Annotated in this window: 18 protein-coding genes; 6 read left to right on the top strand and 12 right to left on the bottom strand. The window is 31.7% G+C overall.

Features of this window, described 5'->3' with window-relative positions:
- Together AC1EUY_RS07380 and AC1EUY_RS07375 are read right to left on the bottom strand one after the other, a co-directional pair.
- Positions 1-1,563: a class I SAM-dependent methyltransferase gene (locus AC1EUY_RS07380; protein WP_480194873.1), complete on the bottom strand. Its 1,563-nt coding sequence runs from the start codon at positions 1,561-1,563 to the stop codon at positions 1-3.
- A 10-nt stretch (positions 1,564-1,573) separates the two neighbouring features.
- On the bottom strand, positions 1,574-3,250 hold the full coding sequence (locus AC1EUY_RS07375; protein WP_480194872.1) for an ABC transporter ATP-binding protein: 1,677 nt from the start codon (positions 3,248-3,250) through the stop codon (positions 1,574-1,576).
- A 197-nt stretch (positions 3,251-3,447) separates the two neighbouring features.
- On the opposite strand from AC1EUY_RS07375, the gene AC1EUY_RS07370 reads away from it, so the two are divergent.
- Together AC1EUY_RS07370 and AC1EUY_RS07365 are read left to right on the top strand one after the other, a co-directional pair.
- Positions 3,448-6,921 (top strand): S8 family serine peptidase, encoded by a 3,474-nt coding sequence (locus tag AC1EUY_RS07370; RefSeq protein ID WP_480194871.1) that lies wholly within the window; start codon positions 3,448-3,450, stop codon positions 6,919-6,921.
- Between the two features lie 61 nt (positions 6,922-6,982).
- Positions 6,983-8,842 carry an ABC-F family ATP-binding cassette domain-containing protein gene (locus AC1EUY_RS07365; protein ID WP_480194870.1) on the top strand — a complete coding sequence of 620 codons (1,860 nt, stop codon included), beginning with the start codon at positions 6,983-6,985 and terminating at the stop codon, positions 8,840-8,842.
- Here AC1EUY_RS07365 and AC1EUY_RS07360 read toward each other — a convergent pair.
- Together AC1EUY_RS07360 and AC1EUY_RS07355 are read right to left on the bottom strand one after the other, a co-directional pair.
- Positions 8,839-9,552: a 3'-5' exonuclease gene (locus tag AC1EUY_RS07360; RefSeq protein WP_480194869.1), complete on the bottom strand. Its 714-nt coding sequence runs from the start codon at positions 9,550-9,552 to the stop codon at positions 8,839-8,841. The genes AC1EUY_RS07365 and AC1EUY_RS07360 overlap by 4 nt on opposite strands.
- A gap of 74 nt (positions 9,553-9,626) precedes the next feature.
- Positions 9,627-9,968: a T9SS type A sorting domain-containing protein gene (locus AC1EUY_RS07355; RefSeq protein WP_480194868.1), complete on the bottom strand. Its 342-nt coding sequence runs from the start codon at positions 9,966-9,968 to the stop codon at positions 9,627-9,629.
- A 206-nt stretch (positions 9,969-10,174) separates the two neighbouring features.
- Here AC1EUY_RS07355 and AC1EUY_RS07350 point away from each other — a divergent pair, with 206 nt between their 5' ends.
- Complete coding sequence (locus AC1EUY_RS07350) at positions 10,175-10,861, top strand: response regulator transcription factor (protein ID WP_480194867.1); 687 nt, start codon at positions 10,175-10,177, stop codon at positions 10,859-10,861.
- Between the two features lie 125 nt (positions 10,862-10,986).
- Positions 10,987-11,901: a sensor histidine kinase gene (locus AC1EUY_RS07345; RefSeq protein WP_480194866.1), complete on the top strand. Its 915-nt coding sequence runs from the start codon at positions 10,987-10,989 to the stop codon at positions 11,899-11,901.
- Here AC1EUY_RS07345 and AC1EUY_RS07340 read toward each other — a convergent pair.
- From AC1EUY_RS07340 to AC1EUY_RS07310, 7 genes are all read right to left on the bottom strand, one after another.
- Complete coding sequence (locus tag AC1EUY_RS07340; RefSeq protein ID WP_480194865.1) at positions 11,866-12,921, bottom strand: glycosyltransferase; 1,056 nt, start codon at positions 12,919-12,921, stop codon at positions 11,866-11,868. The two genes, AC1EUY_RS07345 and AC1EUY_RS07340, sit on opposite strands and share 36 nt — an antisense overlap.
- A 53-nt stretch (positions 12,922-12,974) precedes the next feature.
- Entirely contained in the window at positions 12,975-14,249 is a 1,275-nt protein-coding gene (purD, locus tag AC1EUY_RS07335) for a phosphoribosylamine--glycine ligase (RefSeq protein ID WP_480194864.1), read from the bottom strand.
- 212 nt (positions 14,250-14,461) lie between these two features.
- Positions 14,462-15,190 (bottom strand): hypothetical protein, encoded by a 729-nt coding sequence (locus AC1EUY_RS07330; protein ID WP_480194863.1) that lies wholly within the window; start codon positions 15,188-15,190, stop codon positions 14,462-14,464.
- Between the two features lie 49 nt (positions 15,191-15,239).
- A complete protein-coding gene (locus AC1EUY_RS07325; protein WP_480194862.1) occupies positions 15,240-17,252 on the bottom strand; it encodes a 3-coathanger stack domain-containing protein in 2,013 nt (670 codons plus the stop codon).
- 105 nt (positions 17,253-17,357) lie between these two features.
- Positions 17,358-17,741 carry a hypothetical protein gene (locus AC1EUY_RS07320; protein WP_480194861.1) on the bottom strand — a complete coding sequence of 128 codons (384 nt, stop codon included), beginning with the start codon at positions 17,739-17,741 and terminating at the stop codon, positions 17,358-17,360.
- A gap of 17 nt (positions 17,742-17,758) precedes the next feature.
- Complete coding sequence (locus AC1EUY_RS07315) at positions 17,759-18,565, bottom strand: hypothetical protein (RefSeq protein WP_480194860.1); 807 nt, start codon at positions 18,563-18,565, stop codon at positions 17,759-17,761.
- A 25-nt stretch (positions 18,566-18,590) separates the two neighbouring features.
- Positions 18,591-19,199, bottom strand: coding sequence for a T9SS type A sorting domain-containing protein (locus tag AC1EUY_RS07310; RefSeq protein ID WP_480194859.1), 609 nt, complete (start codon positions 19,197-19,199; stop codon positions 18,591-18,593).
- An 84-nt stretch (positions 19,200-19,283) separates the two neighbouring features.
- On the opposite strand from AC1EUY_RS07310, the gene AC1EUY_RS07305 reads away from it, so the two are divergent.
- Complete coding sequence (locus tag AC1EUY_RS07305; protein ID WP_480194858.1) at positions 19,284-21,167, top strand: tetratricopeptide repeat-containing sensor histidine kinase; 1,884 nt, start codon at positions 19,284-19,286, stop codon at positions 21,165-21,167.
- Positions 21,164-21,766: a response regulator transcription factor gene (locus AC1EUY_RS07300; protein WP_480194857.1), complete on the top strand. Its 603-nt coding sequence runs from the start codon at positions 21,164-21,166 to the stop codon at positions 21,764-21,766. Before AC1EUY_RS07305 ends, AC1EUY_RS07300 begins: the two co-directional genes overlap by 4 nt.
- A gap of 110 nt (positions 21,767-21,876) precedes the next feature.
- Here AC1EUY_RS07300 and AC1EUY_RS07295 read toward each other — a convergent pair whose 3' ends face one another.
- Positions 21,877-22,839, bottom strand: coding sequence for an MraY family glycosyltransferase (locus AC1EUY_RS07295; protein ID WP_480194856.1), 963 nt, complete (start codon positions 22,837-22,839; stop codon positions 21,877-21,879).
- Positions 22,840-22,949 lie beyond the last annotated feature (110 nt).

The following is a 22,949-nucleotide window of genomic DNA, read 5'->3' as shown; positions in this document are numbered from 1 at the left end:
TTAGCTTATCAAATTAATACTTACTGTTGATAACGCTGAGTTCGGGAATTTATAGTAGTGCTCTTTATCTATGTAAAGACCAGCCTTTTTAATCGCTTTGTTAAACACCTCAATCTCGACAATATATTGATCAGAAAAGCCGTGGGTAACATCGTATGCTGTACACGGGGTATTCCCTAAATTTATACTAACAGTAGCGGGGTTGATCGTATGTAATTCTATTACTAGAAGTCCATGCTTTTGAATGTAGGGTTTCCATTTTAATAGGTGCTCTAAAAGACTTTGTTCTACGTCACCGTTATTTAATAAAGTCCCTCTGTGTGCGTATGCGCCCGTAGAGATTGTTGAAAAACTATTTGTTTTCTTAGGCGCATTAAATGGTCTATTGTGATCTAAAAACGATCGAATATTTAGCAAATCACTTAATCGAACATTATAAAGGGCGCTTAATTTCTCATCAATTTCAGCAGGATTGCCAATATCTCCCCACACAACTTCAGCCCAAACATCTGCTTTTTTAAGGTTACGTTGCGTGCTCAATAGTGCCTCCTTATTATAATCTGCACCTATAAGAATTAATTTATTCTTTTTTAAGTCGTCACGTCTGTTTGTTTGGTTCCAAATTAAATTAAACATATGTTCGAGTAAAGCTCCATTTCCGCATCCAACATCAATGATTCCTTTAGGTTGTGTTTTAAGCGGACGATTAAAAATATCTAAAAGAACGGTATCTATTTTATTAAAATAAGTACTGTGCGAACCTCCACTTCCCCATACATTAATTCCTCTAAACACATGTTGCTCATTTCCTTGAGCATCTCGCTCAAAATATCGTTGAAAATTACCATTTAAGTAATCTTCTACATTCGCCATTATGGGCAAATAGGATGTAGTAACTCCGTAAGCATAACTCTTATCAAATAAAAAACTTCCTTTCTTTGTCAGCTCTCCATCATTATAAAATTTCAAGTTTGTGAAGAATTGTTTTAATGCATTATGTTTTGAAACAATATTTAGAACTTTGCTATTTATTAAACTGGTGTTATAATGAATATAAACAAGTATGGGTAGTAATAAAATTGCTTCTAAGTGTACCAATACTTCATTTTGATAGTACGTGTTGTTTAGGTTCTCATTACTCAGCTCGTTCCACCTTTCTGATAGGTGAATTATATCTTTGCTTATTTCAAAATCTTCAGTAAAATCAAGCTGTAAAAGCTTAAGCTGCGTTTTATAAGCGGCCGAAAACTCAGTATATAAGGGTATGAATTCTTTGAGCTTATTTAGTTTAGTTTTTGAAGTTATTGAGATTGTTTTATCACCTACTTTGTAATCAAATATTCCCTGAGAAGCCAAGCTTCTTAAAGCTATATTGAGATATGCATCGTTTAGTTTAGGAAAAACAACCAATATTTCATCTATAGTCGCCCTCTTATTTTGATCGAAGTATTCTAAAATCCCTTGCTTACTTAAGATAGCAATGGTATTTGATATAGCTAAACCGTCCTGATGTTTAAAGAGTAATGCCCTAAGTGTTCTCTTCTCTTTTCTTGTTAAATTCATGGCGTAAAGCTTATATTCCTTTAGGAATTGCATCAATTAATTTTTTTGTGTAGTCTGTTTTCGGATTTGCATATAGCTCATCTGCTTCGCCTATTTCTTCAACTTTACCATTATTCATAACTACTAGTTGATCTGCCATATATTTAACAACTGCTAAATCATGTGAAATGAAAATATAAGAAAAGTTGTACTCTTTTTTTAACGAATTTAATAGGTTTAATACCTGTGCTTGTACTGAAACGTCTAATGCAGATACAGATTCGTCACAAATAATAAGTTTAGGTTGCAATGCTATGGTTCTTGCGATTCCTATACGTTGACGCTGACCGCCAGAAAACTCATGTGGATATCGATTAAAATGTGATGCATCTAAACCCACCGTTTTCAAAATCTCTAGAACTTTTTCTTTTCTTTCTTTGTCAGAATTGAATAAACCATGTACAGTCATAGGCTCCATAATGGCTCTCCCAACAGGTATTCTCGGGTTTAAAGAAGAAAAAGGGTCTTGAAATATGATTTGAATATCTTTTCGGAGTCTTTTAATTTTAGTTCGGGTGAGTTTTGTAATGTCTTCTCCCTGATAAATTATTTCTCCTTCAAAAGCATTTTCAAGGTTCATAATCGTTCTCCCTAAAGTAGTCTTACCACAACCCGATTCTCCTACCAATCCTAATGTTTCTCCTTCATACACTTTAAGGCTAACATTATCTACAGCCTTTACCACTGCTTTGCGTTTACCAAAAAGAGGTTTCTCAGTATTGAAATATGTTTTTAAATTCCGCACTTCTAATAATGGGCTTTTAGCATAAAGCTCATTGTGTTGTTCTTTTCTTTCTTTATCGGAAACAATAGCGTCTATTACTTCTTCATTTAAAAAACTAGTCACTGTAGGTAGTTCTTTTAAACGTTTTGTTAAACTAGGCTTCGATTTAATAAGTGCTTTTGTGTATGAATGCTTAGCGTTCTTAAAAACATCAATAGCTGTACCTTTTTCAATGATTTTACCTTTATACATCACAATAACATCGTCGGCAATTTCTGAAACTAAGGAAAGGTCATGCGAAATAAAAATGATGCTCATTTTAGTTTCTTGTTGTAACTCTTTAAGCAGTTTCAAAATCTCTTTTTGTACGGTGACATCTAAAGCAGTAGTTGGTTCATCGGCAATCAAAACAGCGGGTTTGCAAGCAATCGCTATTGCAATCATTACACGTTGTTTTTGTCCACCCGATAATTGATGCGGATATTGATCAAAAATAGCTTCTGCACGAGGTAACTTTACCTTTTCAAACAAGGCTATAACTTTCTCTTTAGCCAGTTTTTTAGAAACGGATTCATGCTGAAGCAAGATTTCTTGAACCTGATAACCACAGGTAAGGCTTGGATTTAAAGAACTCATGGGCTCTTGAAAGATCATTGAGATTTTTTTCCCTCTAATCTTTCTCAGTTCTGGTTTAGTAATAATTGTTAAATCTTGACCTTTAAATACTATGGTTCCTTCGACAATGGTATTTTTCCTCGGTAACAACCCAAGAATGGCTAATGAAGTAATTGATTTTCCTGAACCTGACTCACCTACAATGCCAAGTATTTTATTTTCGTCTAAACGAAAACTTACATTAAAAAGTACTTGATTTAAACCTCTATCTGAGGTAAAAGAAATAGAAAGATTTTTTACGTAGAGCATATACTAAAAATACTATTTTAAATTAAAAAATAGCGGTTTTCCACTATATAAAATTCACCATTTTCCACTATTTGTTAAATTGAAAAATAATTATATATTTGGCAGTCTTTTAAAAAAATCGATAAAAAATTTAGATTTTTTAGTATATAAATTTACTTTTTAAGGCAAAATTAACAATAAAATACAATCAATCACTTATGAAAAAAAATTACTTTTTAAGTAAACTTTTACTTTTAGGGATGCTTTTGAGCTTTACATTTACAATGTATGCTCAAGATCGCATCGAAATTGAAAAAATGAGAAAAAGCTATGATCTTTTAAAGCTTGAAAAAATTCAAAAGCATTTGGCTAATGTTGCTAAAGAAGAAAAAAAATTAGCTAGCGCTATCGCTAAACAAAAAGGTTGGAAAGAAAAAATATTTCTTCAAGATGGACGCATGCTCGAATTACAAAAAGTTGAAAATGGTAATCCTATTTATTATACCACCTTTAATGTCGATGCAGCTAAATCAACACGCACCAATCATTTAAATTCTGGTGGTTCTTTAGGATTAAATCTCATGGGGCAAGGTATGACTGCCTATGTCTGGGATGGTGGTATCGCTAGGGCTACACATCAGGAATATGATGGGGCTGGCGGCACTAATAGATTTTCTGTTGGAGATTCTGGTTCTTTAAATTTTCATTCTGCCCATGTAACTGGTACTATTATTGCTTCGGGTGTACAAGCTAATGCTAAAGGTATGGCACCTCATGCAAGTGCCATTGGTTATGATTGGAACAGCGATAAGGCCGAGGCTACTACGGCAGCCTCTAATGGTATGTTGATTTCAAATCATTCTTATGGTTTTGCTGTTAGAAACCAGTTAGGACAAGTACAAATTCCTCAATATTACTTTGGAGGATATATTGCTGAGTCTCGAGATTGGGATGAGATTATGTTTAATGCTCCAAACTATTTAATGGTAGTTGCAGCGGGTAATGACGGTGATGACAATACTGCTAATACCAATCCTACTGGAGGCACTGGTTTTGATAAATTAACAGGTCATTCAACTACAAAAAACAATATGGTAGTCGCGAATGCACAAGATGCTAATATTAGCGCGAATGGAGATCTAATTTCTGTATCAATTAATTCTTCAAGTAGTGAAGGTCCTACAGATGATTTTCGAATTAAACCAGATATTACAGGTAATGGAACAGGAGTCTATTCTACTTATGAAACTAGTGATAACGCTTATAATTCTATTTCAGGAACTTCAATGGCCTCTCCTAATGTAGCAGGTTCTTTATTATTATTACAACAACATGCTAAAAATGTTAGAGGTTCTTATATTAAGGCTGCTACTTTAAAAGGTATTGCTTTACACACAGCTGATGATGCAGGTGTAACTGGACCAGATGTCGTTTTTGGTTGGGGTCTAATGAATGCCAAAAAAGCTGCTGAAACTATTTCTCAAAATGGAAGTGAATCAAAAGTTGAAGAATTAACACTAACATCGGGACAAACATATACCATTACCGTAGATTCAGATGGAGCAAGCCCTTTATTAGCTTCAATCTCTTGGACAGATAGACCTGGTACTGCCAATACTGGTACAGTAAACCTAACTACACCTGTTCTTGTGAATGATTTAGATATACGTGTATCAAAAGGTGGAACTACTTATTTGCCATATAAATTAACTTCACCAACAACAAGTGCAAAACAAGATAATAATGTTGACCCTTATGAACGTGTTGATATTTCAGGAGCATCAGGTACATATACTATTACAGTTACACACAAAGGTTCGTTAACTGGAGGAAGCCAAAATTTCTCATTAATTGTAACAGGCTTATCTGGCACACCAGCAGTATGTAATGCTACCGTGCCAACAAACGTAAGCACTTCTAATATAAGCTCATCTGGATCTGATATTTCGTGGAGTGAAGTTTCAGAAGCAACATACGATGTAAGATATCGTCAAACTGGAACTAGTTCTTGGACAACAAAAGCTGTTTCTAGCACATCAACTTCTTTAAGTGGTTTGAATGCTTCTACTCAATATGAAGTGCAGGTTCGTAGTAAGTGTTCTTCAGGCAACTCTAATTATAGTGCATCTGTAAACTTTACTACTACTGCAGCTCCTTCAATTAGTTGCTCTTCAACAGTTACTTCTTTTCCTTATAGTGAAGGATTTGAATCTGGTGATGCATGGACTCAAGCAACTGGAGATAATGGAAATTGGGTAAGAAGAAGCGGAAGCACTCCTTCTTCTGGAACAGGTCCAAGTTCTGCTTCTCAAGGATCGTTCTATATGTTTTTAGAGGCTTCAACCAATGGAAGTACTGGACAAATAGGCAGTAATGCTACAGCAATTTTAGAAAGTCCTTGTTTCGATTTATCAGGAAAGTCTTCTGCTACATTTAGCTTTAAAAATCATATGTATGGTACTAATGTAGGGGCTTTAAAAGTTCAAGGAACATCTAATGGTACAACTTGGTCTGATTTATGGACAGATTCAGGAAATAAAGGAAATCAATGGAATTCTATAGACATTAATTTGAGCTCTTATTTAGGGGGTAGTATCAAATTAAGAATCGTTGGTACTACGGGTAATGGATGGTCTAGTGATATTGCAGTTGATGATTTATCTGTGACTGTAGTAAATCAAGGTGCAGATACAGAAGCTCCTACCGCTCCAAATAATTTAACAGCTTCAAATATAACACAAACTACAGCTTCGTTATCTTGGACTGCTGCTACAGATAATGTAGGAGTAACTAAATATGAAGTGTTTAGCAGCGGTACAAGTATTGGAACTGTTACAGGTACCTCTGCTAATATAACAGGACTTACAGCAAGTACTTCGTACTCATACACGGTTAGAGCTAAAGATGCAGCGGGCAATACTTCTACCGATAGTAATACAGCAACTTTTAATACTTTAGGTAATCAAGTAACATATTGTTCTTCACAAGGAAATCGCTCTACACATGAGTGGATTGATTATGTTTCTTTTGGAGGAATGACTAATAGTACAGGAGATGATGGTGGTTATAAAGATTATACTAACAAAGTAGCTACCGTTTCAAGAGGGGGTACTCATACTTTAACCATTAGCGCTGGATTTAGAAGTTCTTCATATACTGAATATTGGGCAATTTGGATAGACTATAATCAAGATGGTGACTTTACAGATAGTGGAGAAAAAATTGCCTCAGGATCTTCGTCTAGTTCAGGAAATTTAACAGCAAGCGTTACCATTCCTTCGAATGTCGTTCTCGGAAATACCAGAATGCGAGTTTCTATGAAATACAATGCTGCTCAAACTTCATGTGAAACTTTTGCTGACGGTGAGGTAGAAGATTATACTGTAAACATTACTGCTAGTAGTTCTTCTTCGCTTTATACGACATTTAGCGAAGTTTCTGGAGATGTTTTAGGAAATGAAGATCCCTTTAATTTAGCTGTATATCCTAACCCAGCAACCAACAGTATTCGAATAAATTTAAATAAGGTTGAAGATATATCATATAGACTTATCGACTATACTGGAAAAGTTATAAAAAGAGGAAATGTTTCAAATAATGAAATAAATATTTCATCTTTAAAACCAGGATTATACTTATTAGAAACTAATGATGGTCAAAAACCATTTAGCATAAAGTTTATCAAACAATAAACTATTTGATAAATAGTAAAAACCCGAGCAATTAGCTCGGGTTTTTTAGTTTATTTGCACTATGAATTATCTGTCAATTGAAAACATATCAAAAGCGTATGGTGAACGTCTTTTATTCGAAAATATATCTTTTGGTATTAATAAAGACCAAAAGATAGCCTTTGTTGCCAAAAACGGAACAGGTAAAACTTCACTTTTAAATATCCTCGTTGGTAACGATAGTCCTGATTCGGGACAAATTGTATCTAGAAATGGGTTACGTATTGCTTTCTTAGCTCAAAACGATAACCTAAACGCCAATTTAACTATAGAGGAAGCTATTTTTCAATCAGACAATAAAACTCTAGAAGTAATACAGCAATATGAAAATGCTTTAAAAAATCCTGAAGATTCAGAGGGATATCAAAAAGCATTTGAACTCATGGAACAGTATAATGCTTGGGATTTTGAAACACAATATAAACAAATACTCTTTAAGCTTCAATTAGAGAACCTATCTTTAAAAATAAGCGCATTATCTGGCGGACAAAAAAAGCGGCTTTCATTAGCAATTATACTCATACATAAACCTGATTTACTCATACTTGATGAGCCTACCAATCATCTAGACTTAGAAATGATTGAGTGGTTAGAAAACTACTTTTTAAAAGAGAAAATGACACTTTTTATGGTTACGCATGATCGTTATTTTCTAGAACGTGTATGTAATGAAATTGTCGAATTAGATCAAGGTAAATTATACACTTACAAAGGTAATTACTCTTATTATTTAGCGAAAAAAGAAGAACGCTTAACGATAGAGAAATCAAATTTAGAAAAAGCTAAAAACCTTTACAACAAAGAGCTCGATTGGATGCGCCGTCAACCCAAAGCACGTACCACGAAATCTAAGTCTAGAATTGATGATTTTTATCAAATAAAAGAAAAAGCTCACCAACGACGAAAAGACCATAAAGTAACCCTAGAGATAAATATGGAGCGCTTAGGAAGTAAAATTCTTGAGCTGCATAATGTTTCTAAAAGTTATTCAGAAAAAGTTGTTCTCAATAAGTTTAACTATGTATTTAAGCGTGGAGAGCGTATTGGTATTATTGGTAAAAACGGAACAGGTAAATCTACTTTTTTAAACATTATTACTTCACAAATTCAACCTGATTCAGGAAAAGTTATTGTAGGAGAAACTGTAAAATTCGGTTATTATACACAGCATGGTATATATATTAAAGAAGGACAAAAAGTAATAGAAGTAATTAAAGAATATGGTGAGTACATTCCGTTAACAAAAGGGAGGAAAATATCGGCAGGACAATTATTAGAGCGCTTTTTATTTGACAGGAAAAAACAATATGATTATGTAGAAAAGCTTTCTGGTGGTGAACAAAAGCGATTGTATTTATGTACTGTTTTAATTCAGAATCCAAATTTTTTAATACTTGATGAACCTACAAACGATCTAGATATTCTAACATTAAATGTTTTAGAAAGTTTTTTATTAGATTTTCCAGGTAATCTCATCGTAGTTTCTCATGATCGGTATTTTATGGATAAAATAGTTGATCATTTATTTGTATTAGAGGATAAAGGAACTATAACTGATTTCCCAGGAAATTATTCTGATTACAGAGCTTATGAAGACTCGCAGCCCAAAGAAACTTTCACTAAAGAAAAGAAAGAAGATACACGTGTAAAGTCAGCTTCAAAAGGAAAGCTATCCTATAGCGAAAACAAAGAATTTCAAAATTTAGAAAAGTCGATCGCAAAATTAGAAAAAGAGAAAATTGTCATTGAAAAACAATTTGAAAATGATGAAATCCCTTCGGATCAAATTGTTGAAATATCAAACAAACTTCAGGCAATTATTAATGAAATGGAAACAAAAGAAGAGCGCTGGCTCGAGCTCTCAATGAAACTAGAGGGCTAAACGGTAATAATTTCTTGTTCTGTTAACAATTCTAAATTATTAAATCGTAATAGTACTTGTGCCACAGCTATAGTATCCTTCTCACAATAATTAATAATTTTTTCAAGGTTATTTTCTTTATAATATACCCGTGCAACGTCACTACCATCAATTTCATCTTTGGGTGACGGAATATTTAGAATATTTGTAAGTAATCTTAACGATGTATAATGCTTATAATCACCAAATTTCCATAGCTCGAGCGTGTCAAGGTGCGCAACTTCCCATGGTTTTTTACCAAATAAATTCAGGTTTGCTGGTAATTCAATTTGATGTATAATCATGCGACGTGCGATGTACGGAAAATCAAATTCCTTACCATTATGGGCGCATAGTAGATGTTGCGGTTTATTAAAATGATTATCAAGCAGCGATTTAAAAGCTACTAAGAGCTCTTTTTCATTTCCCGCAAATGACTTCACTCTAAAACTTCTATTGTTTTCTAAACTCACAAAATAGCCGACAGAAATGCATATTATTTTACCAAACTCAGCCCAAATACCCGCCCGTTCGTAAAATTCTTCAGGAGAAATTTCATCTTTGCGTTGGTATTGGGTTTTTAGCGCATATAATTCTTGTTTTTCTGGCGTTAAATCAGAGAAATGCTCAATTTCTGGAACTGTTTCTATATCTAAAAACAAGATGTGCTCTATGTTAATTTTGGTAAGCATAATTTAAAGATACTAAAAACTTAGGCATAAAAAAAGCGAGTAAAAACTCGCTTTAAAATTAGGTTTGGTTTATATTATTTGATCACTAATTTTCTAACTGCAGATTTATTATTTTGAACTACTTTCAAAATATATACTCCCGACTTTAAACTCGAAACGTTAATATAATTCCTCGTTATTTTTTTGGTGAGAACTTTCTTTCCTAAAACATCAAAAATTTCTATCTCTTTTTCAAAATTACTTGTAGTGGTAACAAATAAATTTCCATCTGAAACAGGATTAGGATACATTTTAAAGCCTACAATTTCTTTATCTTTAGAGAGCTCATTTCTGTCTATTTGTTCTTCTTGAGAATTTTGAGCAAAGCCACTAGCCAAACCTATAAATAAGAAAACAAGAAAGTAAAGTTTCTTCATATTAGTCTTTGTTATGGCTAGTAATATTTAGTAAAAATACTAAATTTTCTTTTTAAAAAAACCGTTGGTAACGTTAATTTTCTAAAATTATTGTGTCTCAAATATAAAAACCTTGTTAATAGCTTGCATTATTGTTGTGATCAAATTATTACTTAGTAGTTACATACAGATTTAATGGTTATTTTTGAACATCAATAAATGTACCAATGAAGAAAAAGGATATTAAAATACTATTAGTAGATGATGAACCTGATATTTTAGAGATTGTTGGATACAATCTTAAAAATGAAGGCTATCAAATATATACCGCTTCTAATGGAGTTGAAGCAGTTAAAGCAGCCAAAAAAATAAACCCACATCTTATTCTTCTTGATGTGATGATGCCTGAAATGGATGGTATGGAAGCCTGTGAAAAAATTAGAAACTCTAAAGGTTTAGAGGATGTAATCATTGCATTCTTCACTGCTAGAGGAGAGGATTATTCTCAGGTAGCAGGTTTTGAAGCTGGTGCTGATGATTATATAACAAAACCTGTGAAGCCTAAAGTATTAGTGAGTAAAGTGAAATCATTATTAAGGCGCTTAAAAAAGGATGCAGATCAGCAAGAAAGTATTATCACTGTGGGTGACATTACCATAAATAAAGAAGAATACTTTGTAAAGAAAAAAAACACCACAATCTCACTACCTCGCAAAGAATTTGAATTGCTGGTTTTGCTAACTTCTAAACCAGGTAAAGTTTTTAAGCGTGAAGTTATTTTAGAAACTGTCTGGGGAAATGATGTTGTAGTAGGTGGCAGAACTATAGATGTTCATATACGTAAACTTCGGGAGAAAATTGGTGACGATTATTTTAAGACCGTTAAAGGTGTTGGGTATAAGTTCAACATCTAATGAAACTGCGCCGTACATATAAATTTGCACTAAAATCATCGCTATTATTAGTAGCAGTCGTTTTTTTACTTGTCACAGTTTTATCATTTGTTTTTTTTAAAGAGATTCATTTTCTCTTTATTTTTTTGGTTTCATTATGTTTTTACATTCTAGCATTTGTAATTATTCAGTTTAGAGTTGAACTTTTTATTTATAAACGGGTTCAAAATATCTATAAAGAAGTAAAACTTTTAGATGTAAGTGATTTAAAGAAAAAAACAATCACTTCTGATATGGAAACCCTATCAAAAGAGGTAAAAAAGTTTGCCGAAGATAAGCGCTTAGAAATTGAAATGCTTCAGATTCGTGAAGAATACCGCAGAGAATTTTTAGGAAACGTAGCGCATGAACTAAAAACTCCATTATTTACTGTACAAGGCTATATTCTTACGTTAATCGAAGGGGCTGTTAACGATAAAAAAATTAGAGATAAGTATTTAAAACGTGCCAATAAAGGTGTAGAAAGGCTTATTGATGTGGTGAAAGATCTTGATATGATCTCTAAGTTAGAATCAGGTAATTTAAACCCTATTCTAAAAAAAATAAATATTATTGATCTTATACAAAGTGTTTTTGATTTGTTAGAAATCAAAGCAAAAAAACGACAAATAGCCTTGTCTTTTGACAAGATCTATCATACACCCATTTTTGCTTATGCTGATGTTAACCGAATAGAACAAGTACTGATAAACCTTATTGAAAATTCTATTAAGTATGGTAATATTAACGGTAAAACAATAGTCTCAATAAGCAATTACGATGAAGAAAGCTTTATCATTAAAGTTATTGATGACGGAGAAGGAATAGAAGAAGCCTATTTACCACGACTTTTTGAACGTTTTTATCGTGTAGATAAAAGTCGTTCAAGAGATCAAGGTGGGTCTGGTCTTGGGCTATCTATTGTGAAACATATTATAGAGGCACATCATCAACAGGTATTTGTAGATAGTGAAGTTGGTGTAGGTTCAACCTTCTCGTTTACGCTTAAAAAGGTTCAATAGTTCTGTATTAAAACCCATACCCATTTTCTCAAATCCAGAAAAAAATGCTACGCTGTTTAATGCTTCTTTAGTGAATTTATGTTCAGAACAATAGGGTGCTATTTTTTTCTCTTCTAAGTATTTAGCTAGATATTCTTGTTCATCTTGACCTGTAGTTGGTATGAAGAAACATTTTTTACTTAATGTAGCTACATCCATAATAGAAGAATACCCTGATCGACAAATAATTAAGTTTGATTGATTTATCTCTTTCTCTAATTCATTTGAAAGTAAATAATTAATCGTTTTAATATTTCCATTGTGGAAGGTTCTTTGCTTTTTTTCAATAGTACCTTGAATTAAAGTAATTCTTCTCGTATCATCCTTAAAAATCTTCGTCAATTTCTTTTCTAAAAGTGATCGATTGGGTTCCACGCCCGATAAGATAATTAGTATATCATTACGTATCACCATTGGTTTTTTTTCTAGCCTACTTAAAATACCGCAATATTTTACCGGAATCTTTAAGGTGTGATCTAAGGATAGTTTTCCTGATAAATAAGAACCTTTATGATCTGGAACCCAACATTCATCAAATTTTTCAATAATGCTTTGATGTACTTTGCTTGTTAAAAAAGTACTCCATCCCGACAAGACGTTTACTTGGTGAGTTATGTATATAGACACAATTTTTTTGCTTCGAACCCCAAACCTGTTATCTGAAATAATTCCGACAAGATTGTCATTTGAGGCTATATATTGCTGTATAACTCTTTTTTCTCTTTTGATTGTCTTTACTATCGCCGGAGTTTGCTTTAGCAAACTAGCTTTTAAATGTTTCCCATAGCGAATGTTATAGGAAGGTAGTTCGACAACTTCTAACTGAGGAAATTCTTGACGTAGTAGTGTAAGCGCGTTACCATCTGAAGCGATAACAGGCGTATAACCATTTATCAGCAACGCTTTGATAATTGGAATACAACGTGTAGCATGCCCTAAACCCCAATTTAACGGCGCGATGATGACTTTCTTTTCTTGCATGAGGTTAATTCTGAATCGAAGATTCAGCGAAGTTAAACAGATTCTGAATGATGTTATTTCAAATCAAATCCGATATCCCTACGATAATATTGTTTATCAAACTCGATCTTTTGTATATTGCTGTAACAGCTTGTTAAAGCTTCATTCATGGTATCTCCGAATGAAGTAACCGCTAGTACCCTTCCTCCATTAGTAACAATTTTTCTATCTATTACTTTTGTTCCTGCGTGATAGACAATAGCATCTTCTATATTCTCTAAGCCTTTTATTTCTTTGTTTTTTTCATATGCTTCAGGATAACCTCCAGACACTAACATAACGGTCGTAGCTGTTTGCGGATTAATATCGAACGATTTCTCATGAAGTGTTTGTGTGGCTACACCTTCAAACAGTTCAACCAAATCAGACGTTATTCTAGGAATCACCACTTCTGTTTCTGGATCGCCCATGCGCACATTATACTCAATTACATACGGATTTCCTTTTACATTCATTAAACCAATAAAAATAAATCCGCGATAGTCTATAGCATCCTTTTGTAATCCTTCTATTGTGGGTTTAATAACACTTTCTTCCACTTTAGTTAAAAATACATCATTCGCAAAAGGAACTGGTGAGATGGCACCCATACCTCCTGTATTTAATCCTGTATCTCCTTCACCTATGCGCTTATAATCTTTAGCAGAAGGTAATATTTTATAGTTCTTACCGTCGGTCAAAACAAAAACCGAAAGCTCAATACCGTCTAAAAATTCTTCGATAACTACCGTTGCAGAGGCTTCTCCAAACTTTTGATTGGTAAGCATTTCTTTTAGCTCTTGTTTAGCTTCAATAATATTATTGAGAATTAAAACTCCTTTTCCAGCAGCCAATCCATCTGCTTTTAAAACAAATGGAGGTCTTAACGTTTCTAAAAAGGTATAACCTTCATTTAGTGTATCTTTCGTAAAAGATTGATAGCGTGCTGTTGGGATGTTGTATTTTTCCATGAATTGTTTTGAAAAATCTTTACTTCCTTCAAGTAAGGCACCATCTTTTTTCGGGCCTATTACGGCGACATCTTTCAGTTCTTCATCCGACAAGAAAAAATCGTGAATACCGGCTACTAGAGGTGCTTCGGGACCCACAACAACGAAGTTAATTGAATGTGTTAGCACAACTTGTTTAACAGCATTAAAATCAGTTGGGTTTATATCGATGTTCGTCGCTATCGTTGAAGTTCCTGCATTACCTGGAGCGACATATAAATTATTTATCTTTTTACTTTCTGATAGTTTTAAGGTAAAGGCATGTTCTCTACCACCAGAACCAAGAATAAGGATGTTCATGTTGTGTTATTTGCATGCAAATATAATTAAGAGTATTGTATATCCGTTTTATGTCATAAATATATTTTAAAGCGTCATTCCGAATTTATTTCGAAATCTCATCATTCAATAAATCAAGTATTTACAATGAGAACCTGAAACAAGTTCAGATTGACGAACACCTTTTATGACTCTTTACGGATAATCAATTAAGAGTATTATAAAAATAATTATTAATATGCCTTAATAAATTTTGCCTCACCATTTTCTAAAACATTAAATTCCCAATACCGATGATGCAAACATCCTGAGGGGCAACTCCCGTAACCTATACTGAATGTAATTATAGCTGAGTTATTATTTCTAGATAGTGTTATGTTATTTCCATCCCCAAAACATCCTTTATTAAATTCAGCAACTTCTATAGATTCAATTTTTGTGAACTCCTTTTCTATAGGAATCATATTATATTCATTATCAGAATAAATAGTTAACCAAGGAAAGTTCGGGTAATCGTAAGAAGTTTTTACTGAATCTAGCTTATAATTATTTAAAATAGCATCTAAAGAAGTTTTTTCAGTTGGAATTATATTGTTTGATAAATTTTGTATTTCAGGTAGTTCCGTTTTTACTTTCAAACTAATAGCATTTAAGCTATAACAATAATAACCATGTATTTTATAAATTTCAAAAACAGTATCTCTCTGAGGAGATTTAGAATTAAATACTGCTTGAATAATTTTTAGAATTTTAGTTACTTCATTATTGTCAATAACAGGATTATTGTAATTCTCATGAGTTTCATTTTCAACTATTTCATGAAGATATAACTGTTTTGCATCATTAGAATAATTTTCAATTATAAATTCTTCTAGCTCTATTTTGTTAAACTTGTTTACTTCGTCATCTGAACAACTTAGAAAAGATAGTACTAAAACTACTAAAAGCCATATTTTTTTCATAAAGAATATTTTTAATTAAATGCTTTTATTTATAAATAGTTGCTTAAATCTAATTTTGTTTAATGATCTTACCTGTATAGATTTTGTCTTCATTTGTAATTTTTACAATGTAAATACCGTTAGGAAAATTAGTTAAATCTGCTTGAAAATTAGCAACATTCTTTTTATTGTAATCTGATGAATGAACCAATCCTCTACTTAAGCTATAAATTTCAACCTTAAAATTAGAAATATTTTCGGGTAAATTAATATTAAAAATACCATCAGTTGGGTTAGGAAATACCTTAAAACTTACATCTGTCTTTCCTTCTTTAAAATAAGTGTTTACTCTACTTTTAGGTGTTTTTATATATTGTGCACTTTTTTGTGAATTAGAATTTAATGAACAATCTTCAATAAATGCTTTAAAGGTTGAGCCTGTTTTAGCAATGAAACCATTTCTTAATATTACTTGTTGACCTGCATTATAATTAGCTAATGCACCATTATTTATAATATTTTGAGCAATAATAGTATTTTCAGCTTGTTTATTATCTGTTTGACCAGATGCGATGTCATTATTTATTGTTAAACTATCTTCACACCCTCCTAAAACAAAAGGAGAGGTATAAGATAAAGTTTGACCGCTTCTATTGTCCGTCCATACAGGATAAACTCTACCATCTCTTGAAGAAATTCCTAGATAATCTCCCATATAACCACCTGCTAAACCAGGAATTGGGCTAGGGGTAAATGAAACATCACTAACTCTAAATTCATCCCAGTTATTTCCACCATCAGTTGAGTTTGTAACCCAAGCCTCAACTTTAGCCCCACCTACATTCCTATCATCGTAAAAAATTACACTTAAATTACCAGTTGTAGGATCACAAGTAATCCATGGAAAATACTGTTTATTTCCTAAATTATCTTGATTTATTCTTTTAGGTGTTGACCATGACACACCTTTATTTGTAGATTTAATTAAGTAAACACTCACATCTGTACCAGTGTTAACACCGGGTGTACCCATGTTAGACCAAACCACATATATTGTTCCATTATTAGGACCACCACTTATATCGACTGCCATAGAAGGAAAAGAATTTGTACGCATGTTTTTACCATGAGGATTTTGAGAAGAACTAAAATTTCTTGGATCCCACCTTATACCTTTTATATTGTTTATAATTCTAGTAGCAGAAGAAAAGCTACTACCTCCATTTAAAGATTTAGAAAACCCTAAAGCTTTTTCTTTTGCTGGCCAACTATCATAAACAGCCCATACAGCATAGACTTCACCATTCGGTCCTGTTTGAATATTTACACCCTGATTATGGCTACCTGCATTTATATTGTTACTTATTGATATAGGTGATGACCAGCTACTACCGTTATTTGTAGATTTTGAAATTTCAATTTGTGTGTTATTACTGTTTCCATTTCCTAGAGGTGTCCAAGCACTATAAAGATTATTTTTGTATGTACTAGAGTTAGAATTATCAACCCACATATGGTTTTTATCTAAAAGTACTCCAGAAGGGTTAGAAATTGTAGTTGTACTCCAACTAGTACCGTTATTAGAGGAGATTGCAATTCCTTGTCCTCCTGTACTTGTTATGTGACCCACAAAGTATTTCCCATTTAAGTTGATAGCTACAGCAGGATCACCTAAATTAGTGCCTCCTGCTCCATTTACACTTCCAACCCAAGTGGCTCCTCCATCAAAAGAAAAAAGGGCATTAGTTCCACTTAGGTTTCCTCCTAGTGTAGAATTATTAGAAACTAATGATATTTGATTATCAATAGGATTTACAAAAACAGAATTTTCACTTTGAGTGATTGAACTACCTGATATTAATAGTATGTCTGGTGAATCAAAATTATAGTTTTTAGCGTTAATTATTGTTCCTTTAAAGTTTGCAGGAGCAGGCGGTACATTTGGATTAAAAGGTATGATATTTTGTTCTGCTTTTTCTTTCCAATACCTCCAGTTATCTATTCGTCCATCAATTTGCCCCCAAATACCAACACAGAAAAACAGTAGCGTGATTAGAGACAATATATATTTTAAATTTTTCATTTTTATTCATTTAAATTTTGTTTTCGTATTACTTAGTTAAATTCAAGCAATATCTAGCTACCTTAAGCTAAGCTTAAGTTTAAAAAGTCTTTAAAAAGTTCAAAATTAATCCCTTACAAATTCAATTACTGTTCCATTTAAAGCAGGTTCGTCAGATAAAGTCAATTTATCTTTATCTACACTATATGTATAGCCCCTTAATAGCACAAGTACCCTACTCTCATTTATCTCAATTTCATAGGTGCCTGTTTCAGGAAGCGTGTGCAAATCTTCATTTATAGTGTTTTCTACCGTTACCTTATTCTCTGTGGTATTGAAGGTCCAAATGTGAGCTCCTTTAGCTAGGTCAATGGGTTCACAAAAACATCTAACAGATATTAAATTCCATTTACCGTCTAAAGGGTGGTTATCTTCATTATCATCATCACTACAACTTAATTGTAGTACCAATACTGTTAAAAGAAAGAAATATGTTTTGAACTTTAACATCTAATTTATACTTTGTATTAGTTCTTTTCAGAAAGCTGTTTTTCCAAAGCTTTTATACGCTTTTCCTGCTCAATAGTATATAGCGTTAGCTCTTCTATTTTTTGTAATAGCATAGAGGTCATTTCTTTTAAATGTAAACCTTCTTTTTGTATTTGCTTTGCTGAAGGCACATTGGGTAAATGGTGGTTTGCTTTTGTATAAGCTTCTACTTCTTCTAAAGTAGGCAATTCATAATCTTCTTTTAGTTTAGAAGCACCTGTATAGTATTTTTCAAATACATAATCTGGTGGTACATTTAAATCTACACGTACTTCTTCGGCATGTATTTTACCTTTTACGGTGAGTTTTTCGTCTGTATTTGTTGTACCAATTCCTACGTCCCCATTATTTCTAATAGTTAATATTTTATTATCTCCAGGGTTATTCCCATGAGAAAAATATAAGCTATTATTTAATCCGTGACTTATATGAAACCATGAATTAGCAATATTGGGTACGAATGTTATTGAAGATTGGTTATTTCTGTTTAAAATAATCCTCATCTCATTAGAACTTTTTGCATCAAAGACTCCTTCGGGAATGTTATTACCTATTCCTATCCCCATATTCCCACTAAAATTTACAACTCCTGTAGGTCTAAATGTTACCTGTTTCGACCAATCCCAATTCCCATTTATTTTTGGAGCAAAATGTAAATTACCACTTGTTCCTGAAACATCTGGTGTATGTAATATCCAAGAATTAGAACCTCCACTTATTAAATCTTGTCCATGCGTTTTAACCACAAAAGTTAAAACAAAAACTAGTAAAATAATTTTTTTCATGATAATATGTTTTTAAGTTAATATGTTAGTTTTTAATAATTTTTTTTAAAGAAACAATCCGCCCTCGCTTTTTTACTTTTAAAAGATATAATCCAGCGGGTATTTTTTTTATTGAAAATATTACTTCTGTATCAGGTTTAATTTTTTCTTCTAAAACTGAGTTTCCATAAAGATCTACTATTTGATAACCTGTTAAATTAGGTTCAGTTGTTTTAATGGTGATGAAATCTTCTGCCGGGTTAGGAAAAATCTTAAACACTTCTTTTAAAACAGACTGTTTTGTAAATAAGTCTTTACCTCCGTCATTATCGTCATTTCCCACCTTAGTACTATGTTTTAATCCTAAAGATTTGTCATCTTCGGTACTAGGCACTATCCTCACTCTAGAATGCCCAGGGATAATCCTTGTTGTTTTAGAATTGGTAATAATACCACTAATGATGCTACCTGTTTGCCCATCTTCAGCTAATGAAGTAATTAAAATATCTTGATGGCAATCCATATGTACATCTTGATTACCATGTAAGGGTTGATCACATGGCCAATTATTTTGAGAATAACTTACTAGTATTGTAAAAAATAGTACAACTATTAATGGTATTTGATTGCTTTTTAACTGTTTTATTGTTTTCATACCTATACAAATTTGAAAATTAAATACTTATTAAAAAATACCACGATTATGGTATATTTAAGCATTGATAAAAATAATTCGCTCTTGAATTTACTAAAGATAATTTTTTTGTGGTTTGCTATTATCAGTTCTTTATGTTCATATAGTCAACAAAAAGATGATGTTATTCAGCTACATGCTGAGTTTGAGGATCTACTCTATAACGACTTTAATGCAGCATTAAAAAATGCACAAAACGCTTTTATAAAAAGCAAAAAATTAGATACGGTTCTACTCGTACAATCATATTGTAACTTAAGTAAAATTCAGTACCTGTTAAAGAAAAATGACGGCTGTGAAGTAAGTTTAAAAAAAGCCAAAATTCTAGCTGAAGCGATTAATGATTCTTTACAATTAGGTGTAATACATACTTATTTAGGTGCCATTGAACAGCGAAAAAACAATTATACAGCTTCTCTTACTTATCATGAAAGAGCGCTCACCTATTTAAAAGCTAAAACCAAAGCGTATTATCAAGTTCAAAACAATTTAGCAAGACTCTACCGACGAATTAACAATACTCAATTGGCACAAAACATTGTTAAAACTACTATTAAAGAAATCAAAAATCATGGGTATTATAATGAGTTAGCCAATGCCTATAATTTAAATGCTATTTTAAACGGTAATAATAATGAGTTAGCCGTAAGTTACTATAAAAAAGGGCTTGAAGCAGCCCAAAAAGGAAACAATGTTTACTTACAATGTTTAATTAATTCAAACCTTGGTGATCGATATAGAAAAAATGAAAAATATAACTTGGCTCTAAAGTATTTAATAAAAGCTAAAGAAAAAGCTAAGCTAATTAATGATAATTCTAGTTTACATTATATTAATTTATCATTAGGAATTTATTATGAGCATTTGGACGATCTTAATCGTGCAAAACAATATTATAAAAAAGCGATTGATACTTATGGAGGCTTTGTAGATGCTTATCAAAAAGCTAAAGCCTATTGGATAGCCTCTGGTGTTTTTTACCATACAAACGATTTTAAACAGGCCTATATCTATCAAGAAAAGCACGTATTATTAAAGGACAGTCTTTTTAACATTGATAAAACTAAAGAATTTGAAAAAATTAGAACAGAATATGAAGTTGAGAAGAAGAACAATAAAATAAAGCTACTAGAAAAAGAACAACAATTGGCTGATAACAAAAGGAGAACAATAGTATTAGGTTCACTTTCTGTTATAGGATTACTTGGTTTATTACTTTTCTTACTCATTCATAGAAATAAAACCCAAAAAATTATACGGAGTAAAGAACAGAAATTACACCAACAAGAAAAAGAACGATTAATCAACCTTCAAACTATTAAACATATAGAAGGTAAAATAGAAGGACAAGAAAAAGAAAAAAACAGGATAGCTCGTGAATTACATGATGGTATTGCAGGGCAATTGGCTGGTATACAACATTTTTTAAGCTCATTCGACAACAGTAAAAAAACGCAAAAAGTAGCAAAGACCATCACTGCAGTAACTGAAGAAGTGCGTATGCTGTCGCATAACTTAAGTTCGAATTTTATCTCTAATAGAACCCTTGATGTATTATTAAATGAATTAGCTAGTTATTACATCACTAATTTTAATTTAAAAATTAACCTTTCTGTTTATCCTAAAGGTTTCTTAATAACAATTTCAAACGAATTAAAACATACTTTATATCGTATTATTCAAGAGCTTTTAAATAATACATCAAAACATGCTAAAGCTTCATTAGTTTCTTTATCTTTTACGAAACATAAAGATCATTTAGTATTTATATTTGAAGATAATGGAGTTGGTTTTGATCTTACCAAAATTAAAAAAGGGATTGGATTAAAAAATATTGAAGAACGTGTTGTGCAATGCAATGGCGTTTTAAAAATAGAAGGGGGTAAAGGAGCACACATTATTATACAAATACCTATAAATCAATTATGATACGAATTCTTTTAGTAGATGATCATCAGTTGTTTTTAGATGGATTTAAGCAAGTATTAAACCTAGAATCAGACATAAAAATTGTTTCGATATTCAACAACGCTAAAGACGCTCTTAATTATATTGAACATAACCACCATACCTTAGATCTCCTAATCACAGATATATCAATGCCTAGCATGAATGGTATTGAGTTTATTAAAATTATCAAAAGTCACTATGTAGAGTTAAAAATACTCGTCATTAGTATGTACAAACAAATTGAATTTATAAATGGTATTCATGGCTATTTGCTAAAAAATAATAAAAGTTCTGATATTATTACAGCTATAAGAGAAATTGTTTATCACAATAAAGTTTACTTTACTACAATTATTAAAAAACAAAGAAATAATTATACAAATACACTTGCTACTGTACGAGAAAAGGAAATTATCAATCTAATTGGAAAAAATTTGACTGTAGAGGAAATTGCAAATAAATTACATATAAGTAAGCATACCGTAGAAACGCATAAGAAAAATATTTATCTAAAGTTAAATGTACATTCGGCTACCGAATTACTAAAAAAAGCCATTTCTTTAGGATATATAGAATAATTAGTAAAATATGAATACAACGACTTTATACTACTCCCCACTTTTTAAAATATTCAATACTTGATTTTACATGTGTAAAAAACAAGCGGATATTTTTTGAAGATTCTTTTTTAAGTTTCTATTTTCAAGGACAACTTAAAAAACACCCACATAAATAACCAAAAAAGTACTAAAAAAACAAAGGCTAAAATCCAAAATTCATTAATTATAGTTGTTAAATAAATCAAACTAATAGAAACTAATAGGCTAATTGCACTTATTAATATACTAGATTTAATATGTGAATTACCTAAATCTAATAAAACATGGTGGGTGTGATTCTTGTCTGCTAATAACGGATGCTGCTTTTTGCTTATTCTTACCAAAACTATTCTTATCATATCAAAAATTGGAAAAATAAGTATTGCTAATACGACAAAAACTGAGTTTTCTGGTATAAAATTTATTTTTTCAATAGTAAAATTGTCCAATGATAGAAATTTTATTATCATTATCACTATAATAAAACCCAAACATAAAGAGCCTGTGTCACCCATAAATATTTTATTTTTAGAAGACAAATTAAATCTTAAAAAAGCAATTAGTGAGCCTACTAAGGTTACACAGATTGCTGTAAAATAATAACTTTTTACGGTATAAAAAACAATTGCAAAAATTGACAATATCGAAATTGCTGTAGATGATGCTAAACCATCTATACCATCTATTAAATTTATAGCATTTATTATTGAAATAGAAATTAAGATCGATAATATCGCTCCAATCCAAAAGTTAAGTTCATAGAAGCCTAAAAAACCATGTAGGTTTAGATTATAGAGACCTGTACTTAATAAAAAAGCTAGGGTGGCTACAAATTGACCTAATAGTTTTGTTTGGTATGAAACAACAACTAAATCGTCTTTTAAGCCTATAAATAATAGAATTGTTAATCCAGTAATAATATTTAAACTTATTTCACTCTCTTCAAAATTGTCGATGAGAAATAATGTTAAAACAATTACAATGTAAAATGCTATTCCGCCAAAAGTTGGAGTAAGTTTTTTATGTGAACTTCTATGGTTAGGAGTGTCCATTAAGTTTTTATGATTTACCAATTTAATAATCTTTGGAATTAAGAAATAAGTAAACAAAAAACTAAATAAAGATAAAAGGATAAGTGACTCGTTTATGTTAGATTTTAACA

Source organism: Maritimimonas sp. 2210JD6-3 (assembly GCF_056591795.1).
Note: the sequence above shows the minus strand (reverse complement) of the source record. Positions and strands in the feature narration are given on the sequence as shown.